Consider the following 18,920-nt stretch of genomic DNA (forward strand, 5'->3'; position numbering starts at 1 on the left):
CCCGATCAACGAGCGGGATGACGAACTATTCGATCCTGAGGGTCGTATGAGGTCAGCCCGTATTTCGCTGCCAGTTCTACCAACATCGGTGCGACTTCTCTATGGCGGGACCATGCGATGTTGGCGATGACGCATTCTTCGTTTCGATACAACGGCGATGTCCAAGGTGATTCTTCGGCGTTCTCCTCGGTAAGGTCACCGAAAATGCCGACTACTTCGTCGTAGAACTCGCCCACCGCCGGATTGCGATCACACACACACCTAACTCACCATCGGTAAGCCGATCGTATATCTGCGCCGCCTCCTCCGCGGTAGATGACTTGCTTTCGAACCAGAAAGTCAGGTCGAAACTCACTGCTCCCCCTGCGCTCGGACGGCCGGAACCACTGTCGGTTGGTCGATCATACTATCATCGCCCCAAGCCCCTATCGGTCGACCCAAACGTCGAAGACTCCGACCAGCGTTCTACCATCTTTTGTCGTGACCGAATTCCCCGGCTCGTTCAACCAGTCGTCGAATGCCTTTTGGGCAGGGCTTCGTTTGGCGGTGCCGCCCTTCGTCTCGATCCCGTACCATTGGCCGTTGATTTCGACGGTGCCGTCGTACTTACGGACTGGAAAGCCAGGTGCCGTGACTGGAGTCTCGGCACGTATGACGGTCGCCCCGTCAAGTTCAAGTTGATCCCAGGCAGTGACCTCATCATTGGCCCCATCGCGGCAACCACCCGGACGAGCCCGGCTACACGGATCCAGCCCGCGCGACCGGTGCGACGGAAAGGTCACGCGCCGAGGTGGCCGCGGTGGCCAGGTCGGCCGTTGCCTTGCCCGGCGCCGGCCAGGCCACCGTCGGCGGCGCCTTGACCTCACGGCCGGCAGCTGTCCATGTTGGACGCTGCTTGGCCTTGACCGGGGTCACCGCTACCCCGGTGACATCCTTCGGCTTCGGCGGCTGCCACGACGGCGGTGCGGCCACCGCGACCGCGTTGAGCGCGACCGTAGCGGCCACGACGGCGGCGACGACTCCCGCCGCGCGTCGCGCGAACCGGCCCGCCACGGTCATCGCCGTTCCCGCGAACGGACGTGACCTTCGCACAGCGCCCACGGCGCCTCCCCATCTCGCGAACCGCACCGACCTGCTACCGGGTGGAACCGCTACTGCGAAGCGAACTGCTGGATCTCGTTGTCGTCCCACATCTGCTGGGCGGCGTACACGTGGTCGACGTCGCCGATCCACAGGTCGCCCGCGCCGGCCAGGTGCATCGCCCGGCCGATCGTGAACGGGCCGGTAGCCGCCCAGGTGCCGTTGACGGCCGCTTCGGCGTAGGCGCCGGAGACCGCCGGGATGCCGTTCACGTACAGCTTGATCTTGAGGTTGATCGGGTCGTAGACGCCGACGAGGCTCACCCAGTCGCCGGGTACGACGTAGTCGGTGGTGCACGCGGCGTCCGAACTCGCACCGGACGAGTCCGTCTGCTTGAGGCTGAAACACCACGCCGGATCCGCGACGCTGTCGCCGTCGAGGTCGCGGTCGTCGCGGAACCCGAGCCGGAACCGGGACGTGTCAGTCCCGTCCTGCCCCACCGCGGTGCGCCAGCTCGTCGGGTCCGTCAGCCGCACCCACGCCGCCACCGTGTACCCGCCGGTGTGTGTGGTGTTCACGACCGGTGACGCGGTCTGTAGCGCGCCCGTACCGGCCAGCGTGACCGCGGAGTCCCCGACGTACCCGGTATCGGCCCATGTCACGCCCGTCCCGGAGACGGTCGCGGGGCGGGTGTTCGGCACGGACGCGGCGGTGGTGCCGGTGCCCTCGTCCAGCGCCCAGTGCCAGACATCGGTGTTCGGCGTGACCAGGAACTGGTAGACCCTCGGGTCGGACGTGAACCCGGCGGTGTTACGGGACTGCACGGACAGCACGTTCAGCCCGTCTTTCGGCGGGGTGACCGAGGCGACCGTCGTGCTGCCGGTCACCTCCCGCAGCGACAGATCGTCCCAGTACACCGCCTTGTTCGAGCCAGGCGGCCAGCCGTTGTAGATGCGCACGAACACCTCGGTCGCGTTCGACGGGAGCGACACCGCGACCGAAACGAAGTTCCAGGCCTCGGTCGCGGTCGCCTTCGGCGACGGCAGCTCGAACTGGGCACCGCCCGAGCGGTAGAACAACACGATCCGCTGCCCGCGACTCGTCCCCAAGGTGCCTGGAGGGTTGAGCCCGGTCGTCGCCGGCACCCAGATCCACCCGCTCATCAGGTACCGCTTGCCCGGCTGCATGCCCAGCCGCAGGCCGCCGTTGTCGCCGCCGACCGTCGCGTAGGTGTCGCCCTGGGGGCCGTAGACGTTGGCCGACGTCGTCGCGACGCTCACCTTGAGAGCACCGATGCCACCGTGCCCGAGATTCGGGCTGCGCCAGATGGTCGCGTTTGCGCCTGCCGTGAATCCCGTCTCGTCCGTGGACACCTGCTGCTGGTTCGCCGTCAACTTCTGGGTCTGCGGGGTACCCGCGGGCACGGTCACCGCGTTGGCGCCGTTGAGGCTGTAGACGTACTCCTCCACGTCGGCCGCGCCGTTCGGGCCGAACGTGAACGATCCCGCCTGTCCGGGGCCTCCGTTCCAGGTGCCGGTCTGCTTCTCCGCGTATGGGGTGCCCGACACCGACGGCAGGGACGGGTCCTGGGTGTTGACGGTGAAGGTGAACCAGCCGGAGAAGTCACCGCACGTGTTGCTGTCGCAGCCACGCGCCTTGAAGTGGTACGTGCCGTCCGGCAGCGCGGGCGTCACCCGCCAGGGCCGGGAGGTGCCCGATGCCACGCCGGTCACCGCCGTGCCGGACGCCGCCTTCCGCGTCGTCTTCGCGTTGTCCCACACTTCGTACTCAGCCCGCAGCGTCCCACCGTCCGGATCGGACATGACCGCCGCCACCTGCGGTGCGCCCGACCGCACGACCGCGGGCGACGCGCATGCCGAGTAGCAGGAGTCGACGGCCAAGCCGGTCGGTATCCGCGGCTCGCGGTTGTAGACGAGCTGGACGTACGGCGAGTGGGTGCCCTCGGAGGAGTCGAACTTCTTCCACCCGTTGTGGTTCGTCTCGCTCGTCGCCCGGATACCCACCGTCGCGGTGCTGCCGCTGTTGTTGAACACGTACTGGAAGACATCCTTCACCGACGAGGACACCCACCCGTCGCCGCAGCCGGAGTTGTAGCCCTTGGTACCCGTCGACGTGCCGGCGCGGGCGGCCCACGAGGGTTGGCTGCCCCATCGCGTGCTGCTGCTCACCGAGGTGGTACGCCACGTCTCCCACTGCATCGCGGTGCACGACCACGAGTGGAAGTTCCAGAGGAACAGCTCCGCCGACAGCACCGTCGCGCCGGCGTAGCCGCTCATGCCGCCGAACGCCAGGAACGAGCGGGCCGTGCAACCGGACCCGCAGCCCTCGTCCGCGTCGTCGCTGAATCCCAGCCGCAGCTGGGTATCGCCGGACTTGTCGGTGTTGACGATGGTGTCCTGCACGTACGCGTCGAAGGCGGGCTCGAGGTTGACCGACGGGTCGATCGTGACCGGGTAAACCACCTGCGGGTCGGCCAGGAATGCCGGATCGGGTGTCACCACCAGTTCCGTGTTCTCCCCGGCGCCGGTGGTGGACAGCCCCACCTCCGCCCGGCGCACCGGCTCCCCCGACGGTGAGCGCCGCGCGTCCCACATCTCCGCCGGTGGCACCTGAACCACCGCACCCGAGGTAGTCCGCAGCTCCAGACCACCGGCGGGGCGCCGCGCCACCGCCAGGTCGCCCGTGTCCCACGGCATCGCGACCGAGGCCACGTGGGCTGCCGCCTGGCGGTCCCGCACGATGAGGAAGTACTCGAAACCCGTCGGTCGTGCCTCGACGACGAGGTCGACGCCCGGCTTGACGTCGGCGTAGGTCGCTTTGCGGCCGTCCAGGACCGGCTCGGGCAACGCTCCCGACCAGCCGAGCGTCGTGCGCTTGCTTCCTTCGCCCAAGCCCACCAGGGCGCCCTCGCCGGCCGCACGGGCGCCCGACAGCCAGAGCCGGCGCGGATGTGCCTTCGGCGCCACGCTCCCGTCCGGCCGCCGTGCCAACGTCAGGTCGACGTCGACCCAGGAGCCGGCGTCGTCGCGCGTCCGGACCGGCGCCATATGCCTGGTCGTCTCGAACGTGCCGTCGGGACGGGCCACGGTCCGCGACGTCTCCGACGTCAAGCTGGTCACGACCACCGGGCGGCGTTTGCGGTATGCCAACAAAGCCGCCGACTCCTCGTCGAACGCCGTCAACGGCTCGGCTGCTGGCGCGGGCGCCGGCGCGGCACCCGCCGATGCCGGCGGCAGCACCGGCGCCAGTGCGGCCACCAAAGCGATCGCCAGGCCGACCGCGAGGCGGCGGCCAGTCGACTGTCCCCTTCGGACCATCGAAGCCCAAGACACGAACGGCCAAGCCCGCACGGCAACCCCCGTGGTCCGATAGATAAGCGGACTTCAACGTAAGGGCGAAGCCACGGGCCGTAAAGACTTCGGCGGATTTCCAATCTCGAACGCAGTATGCAAAAGCTACCCGATCGATCCAAGATCCTCGCATCACCCAGCGGGCGCCAACCGATCCCTATTCGCCCAGCGAGCGCCATACGCTACACACCGGCTCGAAGCGGCCACGCGCTCCGGAGTCAAGCCCCGGACAGTGCGGTCCGTTCGGATCGGGGATGGCGTCGGACGGTCAACCTGGACTGTCCACATGCGATGGCGAAGCCAAGGTACCGTCGCCTCCGCGTAACTGACCACTCGGGTGTCAGCGGACGGCCGGAGCGGCTGTACTCTCCCGCACGATGAGCGTCGCCGGCAGCTCGACCCGAGGCGTCGCTTCGCGACGGCCTTTGTCCTATGGTGTAGGGAGGCATCGAAGGAGGGCGAAGTGACCTCGTCACAGCCGGGCGCGATGACACTGCCGATGGAGCGCGACCACCCCTTCGATCCGCCCGCGGAGCTGCGGCGCCTGCGCGCGGGTCGACCGATCAACAGGCTGGCTTTTCCGGACGGTCACCTGGGCTGGTTGGTGACCGGTCACGCCGCGGCCCGGCAGGTGTTGAGTGATCCGCGGTTCAGCGCCCGCCAGGACCTGCGCCACTTCCCGGTCAAGCTGCCGTTCATCACCGAGCAGCGGGGGCCGGCGCGGCCCGGCTGGTTCGTGCGGATGGATCCGCCTGACCACACCCGGCTCCGGCGGCTGCTGACCGGCCAGTTCACGGTCCGCCGGATGCAGCAGCTCACGCCGAGGATCGAGGCGATCGCGCGGGATCACCTCGACGGCATGGAGCGGCAAGGCCCGCCGGCCGACCTCGTCCAGGCCTACGCGCTGCCCATCCCTTCGCTGGTCATCTGCGAGCTGCTCGGCGTGCCGTATGGCGAACGCGAGCAGTTCCAGCGTCACACCTCGACGATGATGCGCCTGGGTGCGACCAAAGAGGAGTTCATGGGCGCCCTCGGGGAGCTGAGCCAGTACCTGTACAAGCTGGTGCTGGCCAAGCGCGCCGCGCCGACCGACGACCTGCTGGGCGGCCTGGCGGCGGGCGGCGAGCTGACCGACGAGGAGCTGGCCGGCGTCGCGATGCTGCTGCTGATCGCGGGTCACGAGACCACCGCCAACATGCTCGCCCTGGGCGTCTACGCCCTGCTGCACCACCCGGACCAGCTCGCCGCGCTGCGCGCCGATCCCGAGCTCATGCAGGGCGCCGTCGAGGAGCTGATGCGCTACCTGTCCATCATCCACACAGGACTGACGAGGACCGCGCTCGAAGACGTGACCGTCGAGGGCGAGCGGGTCGCCGAGGGCGAGACCGTGGTCGTCTCGGTGGCCGAGGCAAACCGCGACGGCGGGCAATACAGCGCACCGGACACATTGGACGTCACCCGCTCGGCGACCGGACACATCGGGTTCGGCCACGGCGTGCACCAGTGCCTCGGCCAGCAGCTGGCCCGGATCGAGATGCGGATCGCCTACTCGGCTCTTTTCGCGCGCTTTCCCGGGCTGCGCCTGGCCGCGCCACCCGACCAGGTGCCGATGCGCAGCGACATGGCCGTATATGGCGTGCACCGGCTCCCGGTGTCCTGGTAGGAGCGACGCGGTGCGGGTCACGGTCGACCGGGAGCGCTGCGCCGCCGCCGGCATGTGCGCCCTCACCGCACCCGACGTCTTCGACCAGGACGAAGAGGACGGGCGGGTGCTGCTGCTCGACGCCGATCCACCCGCGGCGCGGCACGCCAAGGTCCGCGAAGCGGTCACCTTGTGCCCGGCACAGGCGATCGGCCTGCCCGACCGGTCCTGAGCGGGGTATGGCTAGCGGTACCTTTCGTTCGGGGGTTCGCGGTATCGGATCGGCCACCGCACCCTGCCTAGCATGCCGTCATGCGGACTTTCCTGACCCGAATCGCGTTCGCGGGCACCGCGTTGGTGGCCCTGACGGCCGCGGCCGGCGCCTCGTCGCCACCCGGTGAGCTCCAGCGGCACGCCGATGCCGTCCATGCGCTCGGCATCACGGGTGTGCAGGCCCGCCTCGTCACCGCCGACGGCCGCCACCACGTGGCCACCAGCGGCGTCGCCGACCTGCGCACCGGGCGGCCGGTGCCGCCGGACGGCCACTTCCGCATCGCCAGCACCGGCAAGGCGCTCTCGGCCACCGTGGCCCTGCAACTCGTCGGCGAGGGCCGGCTGCGCCTGGAAGACACCGTGGAGCGCTGGCTGCCCGGCGTCGTGCGCGGCAAGGGCAACGACGGCCGGCGGATCACGGTACGCCACCTGCTTCAACACACCAGCGGCATCCACGACGACATTCCCGACTACGCCACCGAGGCCGACTTCCAGCGCCACCGGTACGACATCTACACGCCCGAACGGCTTGTGGCGCGGGCGATGGCACACCGGCCGGACTTCAAGCCGGGCAAGGGCTGGGGCTACTCCACCACCGGCTACATCCTCGTCGACATGATCATCGAACGGGTCACCGGCCGCCACTGGTACGACGAGGTCGACCGCCGCATCGTCCGGCCGCTCGGCCTCGCCCAGACCTCCTGGCCGGGATACTCGCCCGCGATGCCGCGGCCGCACGCCCGGGCGTACCAGCCGTTCGAGACCGGCGCGCTCGTCGACGCCACCGAGCAGGTCATCCCCGACGGAGGCTCCGCCATCATCTCCACGACGCGCGACATCAACACGTTCTTCCGGGCCCTGCTCGGCGGCCGGCTGCTGCGCCCGGCACAGCTCGCCGAGATGACGAGTACCCGGGAGATTAGCCCGGAGATGGCGGAGGTCCTCCCCGGCGCCCGCTACGGCCTGGGCCTCTTCGAGCGCCCGCTGCCGTGCGGCGGCACGTACTGGAGCCACCCCGGCGGCTGGTCCGGGTACATCACCGACAACGGCGTCACCGCCGACGGCCGGCGCAGCGTGGTGCTGTCAGTCTCGAGCGTGCTCGGCCCGGATGGCTACCTCCAGCAGCAACGAGCCGCCGACACGCTGGTCGAGTCCGCCCTGTGCGGCCCGCGCACCGAGCGCTAGCATCGATGGCCGTGCAGACGACACATACGCCGCCGGTCGACGGGATCCCCACTGTGGATGGTCGACCGGCGCCTGGCCGCCGCCGGCGGCGGGTCGTCCTGGCCGCCGGCGGCGCCGTCGTCGTCCTGGCCGCCGCGGTCTTTGTCGGCTATCTGACTGGCGGTTTGAACGACGACGGTCGGTTCAGCGCGGAGCCGCCGGCCTGCGAAACGATCGCCCCGAGCGTCGCGCTGCTCGGCGTCGCTTACACCACGCGGCAGAGCGAGTCCAACAGCTGCGACCTGCTGCTGCCGCAGGACCATCCCGACTACATCGCCGCACCAAAGATCACCGTCTCGTACGGTGTGGCCGCCCCGCGCCGCAAGGACGCGCCGGAGACCGCGAGCGAGATGTTGCGGCCGATGAGCCGGGAGGCGCGGCCGTTGCCCGGCGTGGGTGACGAGGCCTACCTGCGCGGCCGCGACGTGTTCCTTCGGGTCAGCAACCTCGTCGTCGCGATCGTGGTGTTTCCGCGGCAGGCCAGCACCCAGGAGCAGGTGCTGGCCTTCGCCACCGACATTGCCAACCGCCTAGGAGAAGGATGATTTAGCCAGAGATTTGAGCTACCGCGATGTGCGTCGTGGTCCAGACCGCCGCTCCCGCGGCCTCACCCGTCCGCCGCTGGTCGCGCTCACCCCGTTGGGCCGCCGCGACGGTCGCTGTTCGTCCACAATGTCTGCTCCCGGACCGGCGCTCTGGGAAAGCAACAGGGGTCTCGTCGCCGCGGGTAACCGCCGCGGCGGTGTGAGCGCGCGAGATTCCAGATCTCGGAGAGTTAGGGCGCTATTTCAACCCTAAGCCTCCTAGATCTCGAAGTCCCGATCCCTGGGCTGGTGACGCTGCGTCAGGATGGGCGGAGGTAGGCCCCGCGAAGAACCCCCTTCGGGGCTTGTCTCGCGGAGCTGGCAGTGGACGGCCGGGGGTTTTGGCGAGCGCTGCGAGCAGCCGGCCGCGGCGGTCTCCTGCGGGAGCAGCGGTCCGGACGGCGTCAGTTCGCGTAGATGGAGATTTTGAAGTTGCTCTTCGTCGACGGGCCGAACGTGCTGGGCCAGGTGCCGAACGTCTGGGAGTTGTTGCTCCAGGCGCCTGACCCGGCCGCGGCCGTGTCGTAGCTGACGTTGTTGTCGCCGTTGGTGTTGTACATCAACCAGTAAGCCGTGTTCGCCGCCAACGTCGCCGTGATCGGCCGGGAGTTCCACGAGTTGGCGGTCAGCGAACCGGACGTGGTCGACGCGACGAGCGCACCCGGCGAACCGTTGACGTCGGTGTAGACGGCCAGCTGGTACTGGTTGTTCGGCGCCGGCCGCACCGTCTTCATGTAGACGGACATCGACGTTACGGTGTGCGGTGCCGCCCCGGTGACGAAGCGCGAGCCGTTCATGAAGTTCATGTCGCCCGAGTCGAGCAGGGCGCCGATCTGCTGGTATCCGAAGATGGTGGGCGGTGGCTGGCTGCTCGTGGTGAAGGAGAACTGGTGGTCGGCGGCGAGCGGGTTTCCGACGGCGTCCACGACGCCTGAGCTTCCGCCCTTGACGGTGACGGTGTATGTCGCTCCGAGGGCCAGCGCGGCCGCGGGAGTGACCACCGCCGAGGCTGTGGCCGCGTCGTAGGTGACCGTGCGGTTGACGAGGCTGCCCCCGGCGGTGCGCAGCTCGATGTTCGTGGTGTTGATGCGGGCCGGGTCCATCGCCTCGCTGAACGTCACGCGGGCCGGCGCGGTCGTCGACACGTTGGTGGCGCCCGGTGTGGGGACGGTGGACGCGACCGTGGGCGGGTCGGTGTCGCTGCCGCCCGTGGCGTAGATGGAGATTTTGAAGTTGCTCTTCGTCGACGCGCCGAAGGTGCTCGGCCAGGTGCCGAACGTCTGGGAGTTGTTGCTCCAGGCGCCTGACCCGGCCGCGGCCGTGTCGTAGCTGACGTTGTTGTCGCCGTTGGTGTTGTACATCAACCAGTAAGCCGTGTTCGCCGCCAACGTCGCCGTGATCGGCCGGGAGTTCCACGAGTTCGCGGTCAGCGAACCGGACGTGGTCGACGCGACGAGCGCACCCGGCGAACCGTTGACGTCGGTGTAGATCGCCAGCTGGTACTGGTTGCTCGGCGCCGGCCGCACCGTCTTCATGTAGACGGACATCGACGTTACGGCGTGCGATGCCGCCCCGGTGACGAAGCGCGAGCCGTTCATGAAGTTCATGTCGCCCGAGTCGAGCAGCGTGCCGACCTGGTCATGGCCGAGGACCGGCGCCGTCACGGCGTCGTACGTCGCGGTGTACGTGGTGGGTGCCGCCGGCGCGGTGATCAGATGTGTCTGCGCGCCGCCGTCCGACCAGCTGTCGAAGGTGTACGACGCGGCGCCGCCGGTCTGCGGCGTCGGCGCGCTCACCGTCGTGGTCGAGCCCTGGATGGCGGTCACGGTGAACGGTGCGGTCCGGGTCACCGAGCCGACGCTGAGCGTACGGCCGCTCGGGTTGCTGGCGAAGGTCAGCGCGACGGTCTTGGGATCGAGGCGCCGTACGACGGTGTGGGTGAGGCCGTCGCTGTCGGCGGCCGTCAGGACGAGCTCCAGATAGGCCGGGTATTCGTGGTCCGGAGCGATGAACGACCCGCTCGCCACCCCCGCCCAGTCCTGTATGACGTGGGTGTGGCAGTTGTCGGCCGTGTAGCAGTGTTGGAGCCGGAGCTGCCAGGTCAGCGCCGAAGCCGGCAGGGCACCCTGCTGCGGGTCGGTGGCGTGGCCGGTGAAGCTGACCTGCTCCCCCGCGCTCCAGGTCAGCGACGCGGCTGGCGTGTCGATGACGGCGGTCGGTCCGTTGTTGCCCGGACTGATCGTCACCGTCTCGCTGTCGGCGACCCCCAGCGTGTCGGTCACCGTCAGCTTGGCGGTGTACGTGCCGGCCGTGGGGTACGTGAACGTCGCGGTCGCCGCCGTCGAGTCGACGGTGCCGTCGTTCGTGAAGTCCCACTGGTAGGTGAGTCGCCCCGCGTCGGCGAGGTCGGGATCGGTCGACGCCGTGCCGTCGAAAGCTACGGTCAGCGGCGGCGTACCGGTCGTGGGTTGCGCGTTGACGACCGCGGTCGGCGGCTGGTTGCCGGGGAAGTACCGGATCCGCCGCACGGTGCCGCCGCCGAGGTCGGCGTAGTAGAGCTCGTCGCCCGGCCCGACCGCGAGGTCCACCGGGTTCGCCGCGCCGGAGGCGAAGGTTTCGATGTTTGCCGCACTGGGCAGGCCGCCCGCCGTGGCCGGCTTCATCGCCCAGATGCAGTTGCGGGCGTAGTCGGCGAAGAACAGCGCACCCTGGTACTGGGCGGGGTACGGGCCGCCGCTGGTCGGGTAGAACGCCGCACCGGACACGGCGGAGCCGCCCGACGGGCAGGCCTCACCGGCGACGACCTTGGCGCTGTGTGAGTAGGCGAAGTGCGGCGCGGTCTGGCCCGCGCCGTAGAGACTCTCGCACAGGTTGAGGTTGGCGCTGTCGTAGCTGCCCATCCGACCGCCGCCCTCGTAGCACGGCCAGCCGAAGTTGGTGACCGCCGCGGTCGGGTTGGTCACCCGGTTGACTTCCTCCCAGTTGTTCCACCCCACGTCGCCGGTCCACACCTCGTTGGTGCCGGGCCGGATGGTGAAACGGAACGGGTTGCGCAGACCCTGCGCGACGATCCGCCGGGCGTTGAGGTCGGCCGAGCCGATCAGCGGGTTGCCGCCGGCCGCCGCCCCGGTCGCCGGATCCAGCCGCAGCACCGTGCCGTCGAGGCCGGTCGGGTCGCCGGTGGTGCGGACGTCTTGTGAGCGCAGCGCGCCGCCCTCGGCGCCGGGCGGGGTCATCGTGCCGCCCGGCGGGTCGGCGCACGGGTTGGCCGGGTTGCCGAGCTGGCCGTAGTCGACGGAGACGAAGCTCGCGCCGTCGCCGCTGGTGGCGTAGAGCATGCCGTCGGCACCGAAGTGCAGATCGCCGACGGAGTGGCTGGGGTACTGCTGGCACCAGTCGTGGATCAGGACCTGCTCGGTGCCGGTCATCACGTTGCCGGCGGCCTGAAGCTTCGACAGCCGCCCGGTGACCACGCACCGTCCGCCGTTGTCGCCACCGACCGAGTTGCAGTTGTCGTTCCAGAACGGCGCGGTCTGCCCGGGCGGCGCGTCGTACGTGTAGAGCACGTACACCGACGGGTTGGTCGGAAAGCCGGGGGCCAGGGCGAGCCCGAGGAGGCCACGGTCGGCGAGGTTGTGCACGACCGGGGCGAGGTTGGCGAAGAGCGTGGGCGTGGGGTCGGCCAGGTTGTCGAAAACCTTGATGGCGCCGCCCTTCTCGGCGACGAAGACCCGGCCGTCGGGCGCGAACTCTATGTTGGTGGGCTGGCTGAGTCCACTGAAGACAATCTGCTCCTGGAAGCCGGTGGGCACCGCGGCCGCGCCGGCCGGTGCCACGCTCAACGGCAGCACGACGCTGCCGACCAAGGCGGCGGCCATCGCTCCCCGCAGAAGACGCGTTTTCAGTGCCATCTCGGCCCTTTCCACACATGACAGAGAGACGCACGTCGCACACGGCGCCGGCGTCATCGCAGAGCGAAGTCAGGGCCAGAGCGTATGGCCGGACGCGACGTACCAACATCGCCGTACCGACTGGCATCCGCCGAGCGCGGTCGGCCCCGCGACCGCCACCAGGACAGCCGGAAGGGGCCGAACGGCCGGGTGGCGTGAGCTGGGCGGAGATGCTTGTGTTCGCCTTTTGGAGTACACCGCGCTTTGGAGGTCGCCCGCGTGTTCGCAGCCCTTGGCCGAGCCACCGCCCGCTGGCGCTGGCCGGTGCTCGGCACCTGGCTCGTGCTCGCCGTCGCCGGCCTCGCGCTCGGCGGGCAGGTCTTCGACCGGCTCGACAGCGTCGACGAGCTACGCCATGACGCCGAGTCCGTACGAGCTGAGCGGCGGGTCAGCGAGCTGCTCCCCGAGGGCCCGATCGTGGTCGCGGTCGTCGGCGGCCGGGACCTCTACGAGCAGCCGCTCGTCGACAGCGTGGCCAAGGCGGCCGCCGAGATCCGGGCGATGGAGGGGGTCAAGGAGGTCGCCGACCTCTACAGCGGCGGCGGTCGGATCGGCGCCGACAACCGCAGTTCGCTGGTCCGCGTCGAGCTCGACGAAGGACTGACCGAGCAGCGCCGGGTCCAGGTGGAGGAGGACGTCTCGGCGGCACTTCACCGGATCGACGCTCCGGAGGTGCTCGTCGGCGGGGAGACCATCGCCGAGCGCGCGTTCGCCGACCAGGCGATCCGCGACGCCGCGGTCGGCGAGACCGTCGCGATCGCCGTGCTCCTCGTCGTGCTCATGGTGATTCTGGGCGGTTTCGTCGCGGGCGCCATCCCGCTCGCCGCGGCGATCGGCGCGGTCTCCGTGGCGCTGCTCGGCCTGCTCGGGCTGACCGCGCTCACCGAGGTCAGCGAGTTCACCGCGAACGTGGTCACGCTGCTCGGGATCGGCCTCGCCGTGGACTACGCGCTGCTCATGGTCGCCCGGTTTCGGGAGGAGCGCGACGCGGACCCGGAGGCGGCGCCGGCGGACCTCGTCGCCCGGACGACCGCGACCGCGGGCCGCACTGTGCTGGTCGCCGGTCTCGCGGTCGCCGCGCCGATGCTCACCTTGTCCGTGTTCGCCGGGCCACTGCTGGCGGCGATGGCGCTCGGCGGTGCGGTCGTCGTGCTGCTGGCCACGGCGGCCGGCCTCACGTTGGTGCCCGCGCTGATCGCCGTCGGGCACGCCCGCATCCGCCCCGCGACCCGGCCGCGCCGATCCGCGCTCCTGCCCAGACTCGCGGCGTACGCCCAGAGCCGCCCGGGTCCGGTCGCGCTCGCGGTGGCCGCCGGGCTGCTGGTGCTCGCCCTGCCGTTCGTCTTCGCGGCGAACCTGGAGAACTCCGACGCCCGTGCGCTGCCCGCCTCGGCCGAAGCCCGCCGTCTACATGAGACGGTGCTGCGCGACTTCGACGCCGGACGCGCGGCACCGGTGGTCGTGGTCGTCGAGGCCGACCCGGCGTCCGCCGCGGTCCGCGACCTGATGAACCAACTCAACGCCCTGCCCGGCGTCGTGCGCATGCAGCCGCGGCCGGACGTCACCGGGCCGGCCGCCGTGATAGACGTGACCGCGGCGGGCGGGACCGCCGGGCCGGCCTCACGCGATGTGGTGCGGCGGATCCGGGCCCTGGAGTCACCGTTTCCGGTGCTCGTCGGCGGCCCCGCGGCGGAGCTCGTCGACTACCAGGGCTCGCTGGCGCGGCGGCTGCCGCTTGTCGTGCTGACGTTGCTGCTGTCCAGCGCGGTGCTGTTGTTCGCGCTCACCGGCTCGCTCGTGGCGCCGGTGAAGGCGTTGCTGATGAACGCCCTGACGTTGCTCGCGACGCTGGGAGTGCTGGTGGTGGTGTTCCAGTGGGGGTGGGGCGCGCCGCTGCTCGGCTTCGAGTCCTGGGGCGCGATCGACCTCACCACACCGGTGCTCCTGTTCGTCTTCGTCTTCGGGCTGTCGATGGACTACGAGGTCTTCCTGCTCGCCCGGATCAAAGAGGAGTGGGACCGCACCGCCGACCCGGCGGCGAACGACCGGGCCGTCCTCGCCGGAATCACCAAGTCCGGCCCGGTCGTCACCGCCGCCGCGCTGTGCATCTCGGTGGTGTTCCTCGGGTTCCTCCTGGGTGACCTGGTCGCCTTGAAGGAAATCGGCTTCGGGATGGCGGTGGCGCTGCTGCTGGACGTGACGGTCGTACGCGGCCTGCTCATGCCGGCCTTGATGAGCCTGCTCGGCGGATGGAACTGGTGGACACCGGGACCGCTGCGCGGGCTGACCGCTCAGCCGAGGTCGTCCAGCACGGCGGCGGCTGCCGCGTCCTGACCGCGCAGCAGGCCCTGCCACTCGCTCAGCGCGGTCGGTTCGGGTCCGAGCTCGCGTCGCTGGGCGTCGGCCAGGCTGGCGTACGCGTCGGCGAGGTAGCCGGGGTCCTCTTTGCACTCCAGGTCGGCCCGGATGCGCGGGTCGGTGGGCGGATCGGCGTCGGCCGGCAGGTCCCGCTGCACCTCCAGCGGGTTGGCCCAGGTGAAACCGTGCTCGTGCACGCACGCGCGCCACCGGTCGGTCGCGGCCCGGAAGCGTGCGTCGTCCGGCAGGCTCCGCAGCGCGCGTTCCTGGATCTGGAAGAGCTGGATCTGCGCCCGCATCCACCGCGCGCGCCGGTCCCCGAGCAGCCGGCGCTTGGCCTCGGCGATGCATCCGTCGCCGGGTCCGGAGACGCGCATGCCGCCAGCCTCCACGACCAGCCGCTTCGCGGGGTCGCCGTGGAGCGCGCGCCCGTACCCCGGATCCTCCGGGCCTGGCTCGCCCGCGGGCGTCGCCGGCGCCGCCACGGCCGCCGGGAGCGCTTCGTAGCCGAACGGGGTGGGCACCACGGCCGTCTGCTCGGCGGTCGGCGGCGCGGCCCGGTACTCGTACCCCCGTCTTGCCATGCAGCCGGCGGTGACGCGGTGCTCGGCCAGCGCGATCCGGTGCGTCGCGGGGGTGGCTTCGTAGATGACGTTGATCGGCGGTGGCCGGTGCTGCCGGCCGGCCGGTGGCGTGCTCGGCACGGCGACGGCGGCGACCGCCACCACCAGCGCGAGCACGCCGACCGCCCGGAACGACGACCGCCTTAGGAGAAGCATGCCGCCTGCGCCCCGACGACCATGAGCAGCGAACCGGACTCGTCGGCCTGCCCGACGTAGTCTCCGCGCACGCCGTTGTTGGTGAGCTCCCACGACTCGACGCGGCCGCCCGGGTTGACGCAGAAGTTGTAGTTGGAGTAGTTGTAGCCCTTGTAGTAGACGCTGCGGTAGTTGCCGCTGGTGGAGTTGCTGGCGGACTGGATGTTGTTGTCCACCGTCACGCCGCTGGGGAAGTAGTTGTCCCGGAAGTCCGGGTCGCTGTTGAAGAACGGGTACGCGTCGCTGCCGATCCCCAGGATGAATCCACAGTGGTGGCGGTATGGGCAGGATGGATCCGCGGCGGCCGGCGCCGCCGGCCACAGGGCCGCCGCCAGCACGGCCGCGGCGGTGGCGACGAGAAATCGGCGCGTCTTACCCATGTCGGTCTCCTCCGGTGGATCGCGTGAGGCGCCGCGCCGGCCGGCCCCCGTACTCCGGCCGGTGCGCACGCTTGTCGACTCATCGACACCAGCAGCGTGCGGTGGAGGGCTAGGCCGGATACTCAACATATTCTTAACGGCCGATCGACGGAGGGGCCAGTCGGTGGAGATCCGGTTGCTGGGGCCGGTGGAGGTGTACACCGAGGCACGGCTCCTCCCACCCGGCCCACCTCAGCAGCGGCGGCTGCTCGCGGCGTTGGCGGCGGACGCCGGGCGGCTGGTCACCGTGCCGGCGCTGATCGACCGGGTGTGGGACGAGGCGCCGCGCGGCGCCCGCCACACCCTCCACGTGCTGATCACCCGGCTGCGCGCGGTCCTGCGCGACGGCGACGAGACCTTGGCGCCGATCGTGCACCGCTCCGGCGGGTACGTGCTGGACGTCGACCCGCTGCGGGTGGACGTCCACCGGTTTCTCGCCCTGGTCGCCTCGGCCCGCGGCACCGACTGTCCCAGCCAGGACCGGGTCGAGATGCTCCGGCGGGCCCGCGCGCTGTGGCGCGGCGACCCGCTGGCGGACGTGCCCGGCCAGTGGGCGGCGCGCACCCGCGACGCGTGGCGGCAGCAGCACCTGGACGCGGTGCTCGCGTGGGCGCGGGCCGAGCTGTCGCTCGGCAACCCCGGCGCCGTCATCGGCCCGTTGACCGAGCTGGCCGGCGACCATCCGCTCGTCGAGCCGCTGGCCGCGGCGCTGATGCGGGCGCTGGCCGGCGCCGGGCGCGCCGCCGACGCACTTCAGCACTACACCACGATCCGCGAACGCCTGCGGGAGCAGCTCGGCGTCGACCCGGGCCAGGAGCTGCAAGCCACGCACCGGTCGATCCTTCGCGGCGAACCGCACCAGCCGCCGCCCCCGATCCCGGCGCCGCCCCGGGCGGTGCCGACCCAACTTCCCGCGGACGTGCCGGCGTTCACCGGGCGCGGTGACGAGGTGGCCCAGGTCGACGCGCTCCTGGCCGGCGACCTCGAGCCCACCGCGGTGGTGATCACGGCGGTGTCCGGCACACCGGGCGTGGGCAAGACCGCCCTCGCGGTCCGCTGCGCCCACCGGTCGGCCGGCCGCTTTCCGGACGGCCAGCTCTACCTGAACCTGCGCGGCTACGACCCCGACCAGCCGGTGAGCCCTGAAGATGCGCTGGCCAGGTTCCTGGGCGCCCTGGGCGTCGCCGGCGCCGACATCCCGCTGGAGGTAGACGAGCGGGCCGCCATCTACCGCACGCGGATCGCCGGCCGGCGGATGCTGATCGTGCTCGACAACGCCGCCACCGTGGAGCAGGTGCGTCCGCTTTTGCCCGGTACGCCCACGTGCGCGGTGCTGGTGACCAGCCGCGACTCCCTCGCCGGGCTCGTCGCCGTACACGGCGCCCACCGCATCAGCCTCGACCCGCTCCCCACCGGCGACGCCATCGCGCTGCTACGCCGGCTCATCGGCACGCGGGTGGACACCGAAGCCGGAGCCGCGGCCACCCTGATCGAGCAGTGCGCCCGGCTGCCGCTCGCCCTGCGGGTGGCCGCCGAGATGGCCGTCTCCCGTCCCACCGCCGCGCTGTCCGAGCTGGTGGCCGAGCTCGCCGACCGGCAGCAGCGGCTCCACCTGCTCAACGCGGGCGGTGACCCGCGCGCCGCGGTGACCGCGGTGTTCTCCTGGTCGGTCCGGCACCTGCCGCCGGACGCCGCCGCCGCGTTCGCCCTGCTCGGGCTGCATCCCGGCGGCGACTTCGACGCGTACGCGGGGGCCGCGCTGGCCGGCACCGACCTCGACCACGCGCGCCGCGTCCAGGGCGTGCTCGCCCGCGCCCACCTGGTACACCCGACCGGACCCGGCCGGTGCGGCATGCACGACCTGCTGCGCGCCTACGCCACCGGCCTCGCCGACGATCCCCGGGCGGCGCTGGGCCGGCTGTTCGACTACTACCTCGCCACCGCCGCGGCGGCGATGCGCCCGCTGTACCCGGCCGAGGCGCACTACCGGCCGCGCATCCCGGCGGCGGCGACACCCGTCCCGTCCCTCGCCGACCCGGACACCGCCCGCACCTGGCTGGACACCGAGCTGCCCAACCTCGTCGCGGTCGCCGCACACGCCGCCGCCCACGGCTGGACCACCCACGCGACCCGGCTGGCCGCGACCCTGTTCAGCTACCTCGACAGCGGCCACCATACCGAGGCGCTGGCCATCCACGCACACGCCCGCCAGGCCGCGCGGAGCGCCGGCGACGCCGCCGGTGAGGCCCACGCGCTGCTCGGCGTCGGCACCGCACACCGGCGGTTGGGCCACTACGGTCCGGCGATCGCGCACTACGAGCAGGCGCTGGCCGCGTTTCGGCTGGCCGGCGACCGGCACGGCCAGGCCCGCGCGCTGAACGGCATCGGCATCGTCGAGCGGCGCCTCGGCCAGTACGTGCCGGCCGCCGACCACCACGAGCAGGCCCTCGCCCTGTTTCGGCAGACCGGGGACGAGCACGGCCAGGCCAACGCGCTGAACAACCTCGGCCTCCTGCGGCGGCGGCTCGGCGACTACGGGCTGGCGGCCGACCACCACCGGCAGGCCCTGACCTTGTACCGGCAGACCGGCGACCAGGACGGCGAGGCGCACACGCTCAACAACCTCGGCCTCGTCGAGCAGCAGCTGGGCGAGCACCGGCCGGCCGCCGCGCACCACCAGCAGGCCCTGGCCCAGTTTCGGGCGCTGGGCCACCGGGACGGCGAAGCGAGCGCGCTGGACAACCTCGGCATCGTCCACACCCGCCTCGGCCAGCCCGAGGAGGCGATCGGATACTTCCAGCGGGCCCTCGCCATCGTCCGCGACATCGGCGAGCGGGGCGGTGAGGCGTGGGTGCTCAACGGGCTCGGCGAGGCGAGCCACACCGCCGGCCGCGCCGCCGACGCCCTCACCCATCACACCGCCGCGCTGAGCCTCGCCACCCAGCTCAGCGCCGGTGACCAGCTGGCCCGCGCCCACGCCGGCCTCGGCCGCGCGCACCACACCCTCGGCGCGCACGGCACCGCCCGCGCGCACTACGAGCAGGCCCTGGCCACCTACACCCGCCTGGGCATGCCCGACGCCGAGGTCATGCGCGAGGTCATCCGCGCGACCTGGCCGGATTGAGTTCGATACTCGTCTATGCTCATCCTTTGGCAGACCGCGGCAGCCGGTCGCCGACCGGTGCCGCTCTCGACGTCCTG

At 71.1% G+C, this 18,920-nt stretch carries 12 protein-coding genes; 6 read left to right on the top strand and 6 right to left on the bottom strand.

Annotation, left to right across the window (positions count from 1 at the left end; translation table 11 throughout):
* Window positions 1–5: 5 nt before the first annotated feature.
* From AC5L36_RS08420 to AC5L36_RS08430, 3 genes are all read right to left on the bottom strand, one after another.
* Window positions 6–236, bottom strand: coding sequence for a hypothetical protein (locus tag AC5L36_RS08420; RefSeq protein WP_441217028.1), 231 nt, complete (start codon window positions 234–236; stop codon window positions 6–8).
* Window positions 237–738: 502 nt separating this feature from the next.
* On the bottom strand, window positions 739–1,059 hold the full coding sequence (locus tag AC5L36_RS08425) for a hypothetical protein (protein WP_441217029.1): 321 nt from the start codon (window positions 1,057–1,059) through the stop codon (window positions 739–741).
* 92 nt (window positions 1,060–1,151) lie between these two features.
* Window positions 1,152–4,418: a DNRLRE domain-containing protein gene (locus AC5L36_RS08430; protein WP_441217030.1), complete on the bottom strand. Its 3,267-nt coding sequence runs from the start codon at window positions 4,416–4,418 to the stop codon at window positions 1,152–1,154.
* Between the two features lie 496 nt (window positions 4,419–4,914).
* On the opposite strand from AC5L36_RS08430, the gene AC5L36_RS08435 reads away from it, so the two are divergent.
* The 4 genes from AC5L36_RS08435 to AC5L36_RS08450 all read left to right on the top strand — a co-directional run bounded on the left by AC5L36_RS08435 (window position 4,915) and on the right by AC5L36_RS08450 (window position 8,135).
* Window positions 4,915–6,114, top strand: coding sequence for a cytochrome P450 (locus tag AC5L36_RS08435; protein WP_441217031.1), 1,200 nt, complete (start codon window positions 4,915–4,917; stop codon window positions 6,112–6,114).
* A 10-nt stretch (window positions 6,115–6,124) separates the two neighbouring features.
* Window positions 6,125–6,325, top strand: coding sequence for a ferredoxin (locus AC5L36_RS08440; protein ID WP_441217032.1), 201 nt, complete (start codon window positions 6,125–6,127; stop codon window positions 6,323–6,325).
* Window positions 6,326–6,405: 80 nt separating this feature from the next.
* Entirely contained in the window at window positions 6,406–7,551 is a 1,146-nt protein-coding gene (locus tag AC5L36_RS08445; RefSeq protein WP_441217033.1) for a serine hydrolase domain-containing protein, read from the top strand.
* Between the two features lie 11 nt (window positions 7,552–7,562).
* Complete coding sequence (locus AC5L36_RS08450) at window positions 7,563–8,135, top strand: hypothetical protein (protein WP_441217034.1); 573 nt, start codon at window positions 7,563–7,565, stop codon at window positions 8,133–8,135.
* Between the two features lie 443 nt (window positions 8,136–8,578).
* On the opposite strand, the gene AC5L36_RS08455 is transcribed toward AC5L36_RS08450, so the two are convergent.
* The gene (locus AC5L36_RS08455; protein WP_441217035.1) at window positions 8,579–12,052 is read right to left on the bottom strand and encodes a PQQ-dependent sugar dehydrogenase; all 3,474 of its coding nucleotides are present in this window, start codon (window positions 12,050–12,052) and stop codon (window positions 8,579–8,581) included.
* A gap of 291 nt (window positions 12,053–12,343) precedes the next feature.
* Here AC5L36_RS08455 and AC5L36_RS08460 point away from each other — a divergent pair, with 291 nt between their 5' ends.
* Window positions 12,344–14,458 carry an MMPL family transporter gene (locus tag AC5L36_RS08460; RefSeq protein ID WP_441217036.1) on the top strand — a complete coding sequence of 705 codons (2,115 nt, stop codon included), beginning with the start codon at window positions 12,344–12,346 and terminating at the stop codon, window positions 14,456–14,458.
* On the opposite strand, the gene AC5L36_RS08465 is transcribed toward AC5L36_RS08460, so the two are convergent.
* A complete protein-coding gene (locus tag AC5L36_RS08465; protein ID WP_441217037.1) occupies window positions 14,416–15,261 on the bottom strand; it encodes a hypothetical protein in 846 nt (281 codons plus the stop codon). The genes AC5L36_RS08460 and AC5L36_RS08465 overlap by 43 nt on opposite strands.
* Entirely contained in the window at window positions 15,249–15,680 is a 432-nt protein-coding gene (locus AC5L36_RS08470; RefSeq protein WP_441217038.1) for a hypothetical protein, read from the bottom strand. Before AC5L36_RS08470 ends, AC5L36_RS08465 begins: the two co-directional genes overlap by 13 nt.
* A 163-nt stretch (window positions 15,681–15,843) precedes the next feature.
* Between AC5L36_RS08470 and AC5L36_RS08475 the strand changes: the two genes are divergently transcribed.
* A complete protein-coding gene (locus AC5L36_RS08475; protein WP_441217039.1) occupies window positions 15,844–18,843 on the top strand; it encodes an AfsR/SARP family transcriptional regulator in 3,000 nt (999 codons plus the stop codon).
* Window positions 18,844–18,920: the final 77 nt, after the last annotated feature.

The sequence above is a fragment of the Phytohabitans sp. LZ39 genome (genome assembly GCF_059359075.1).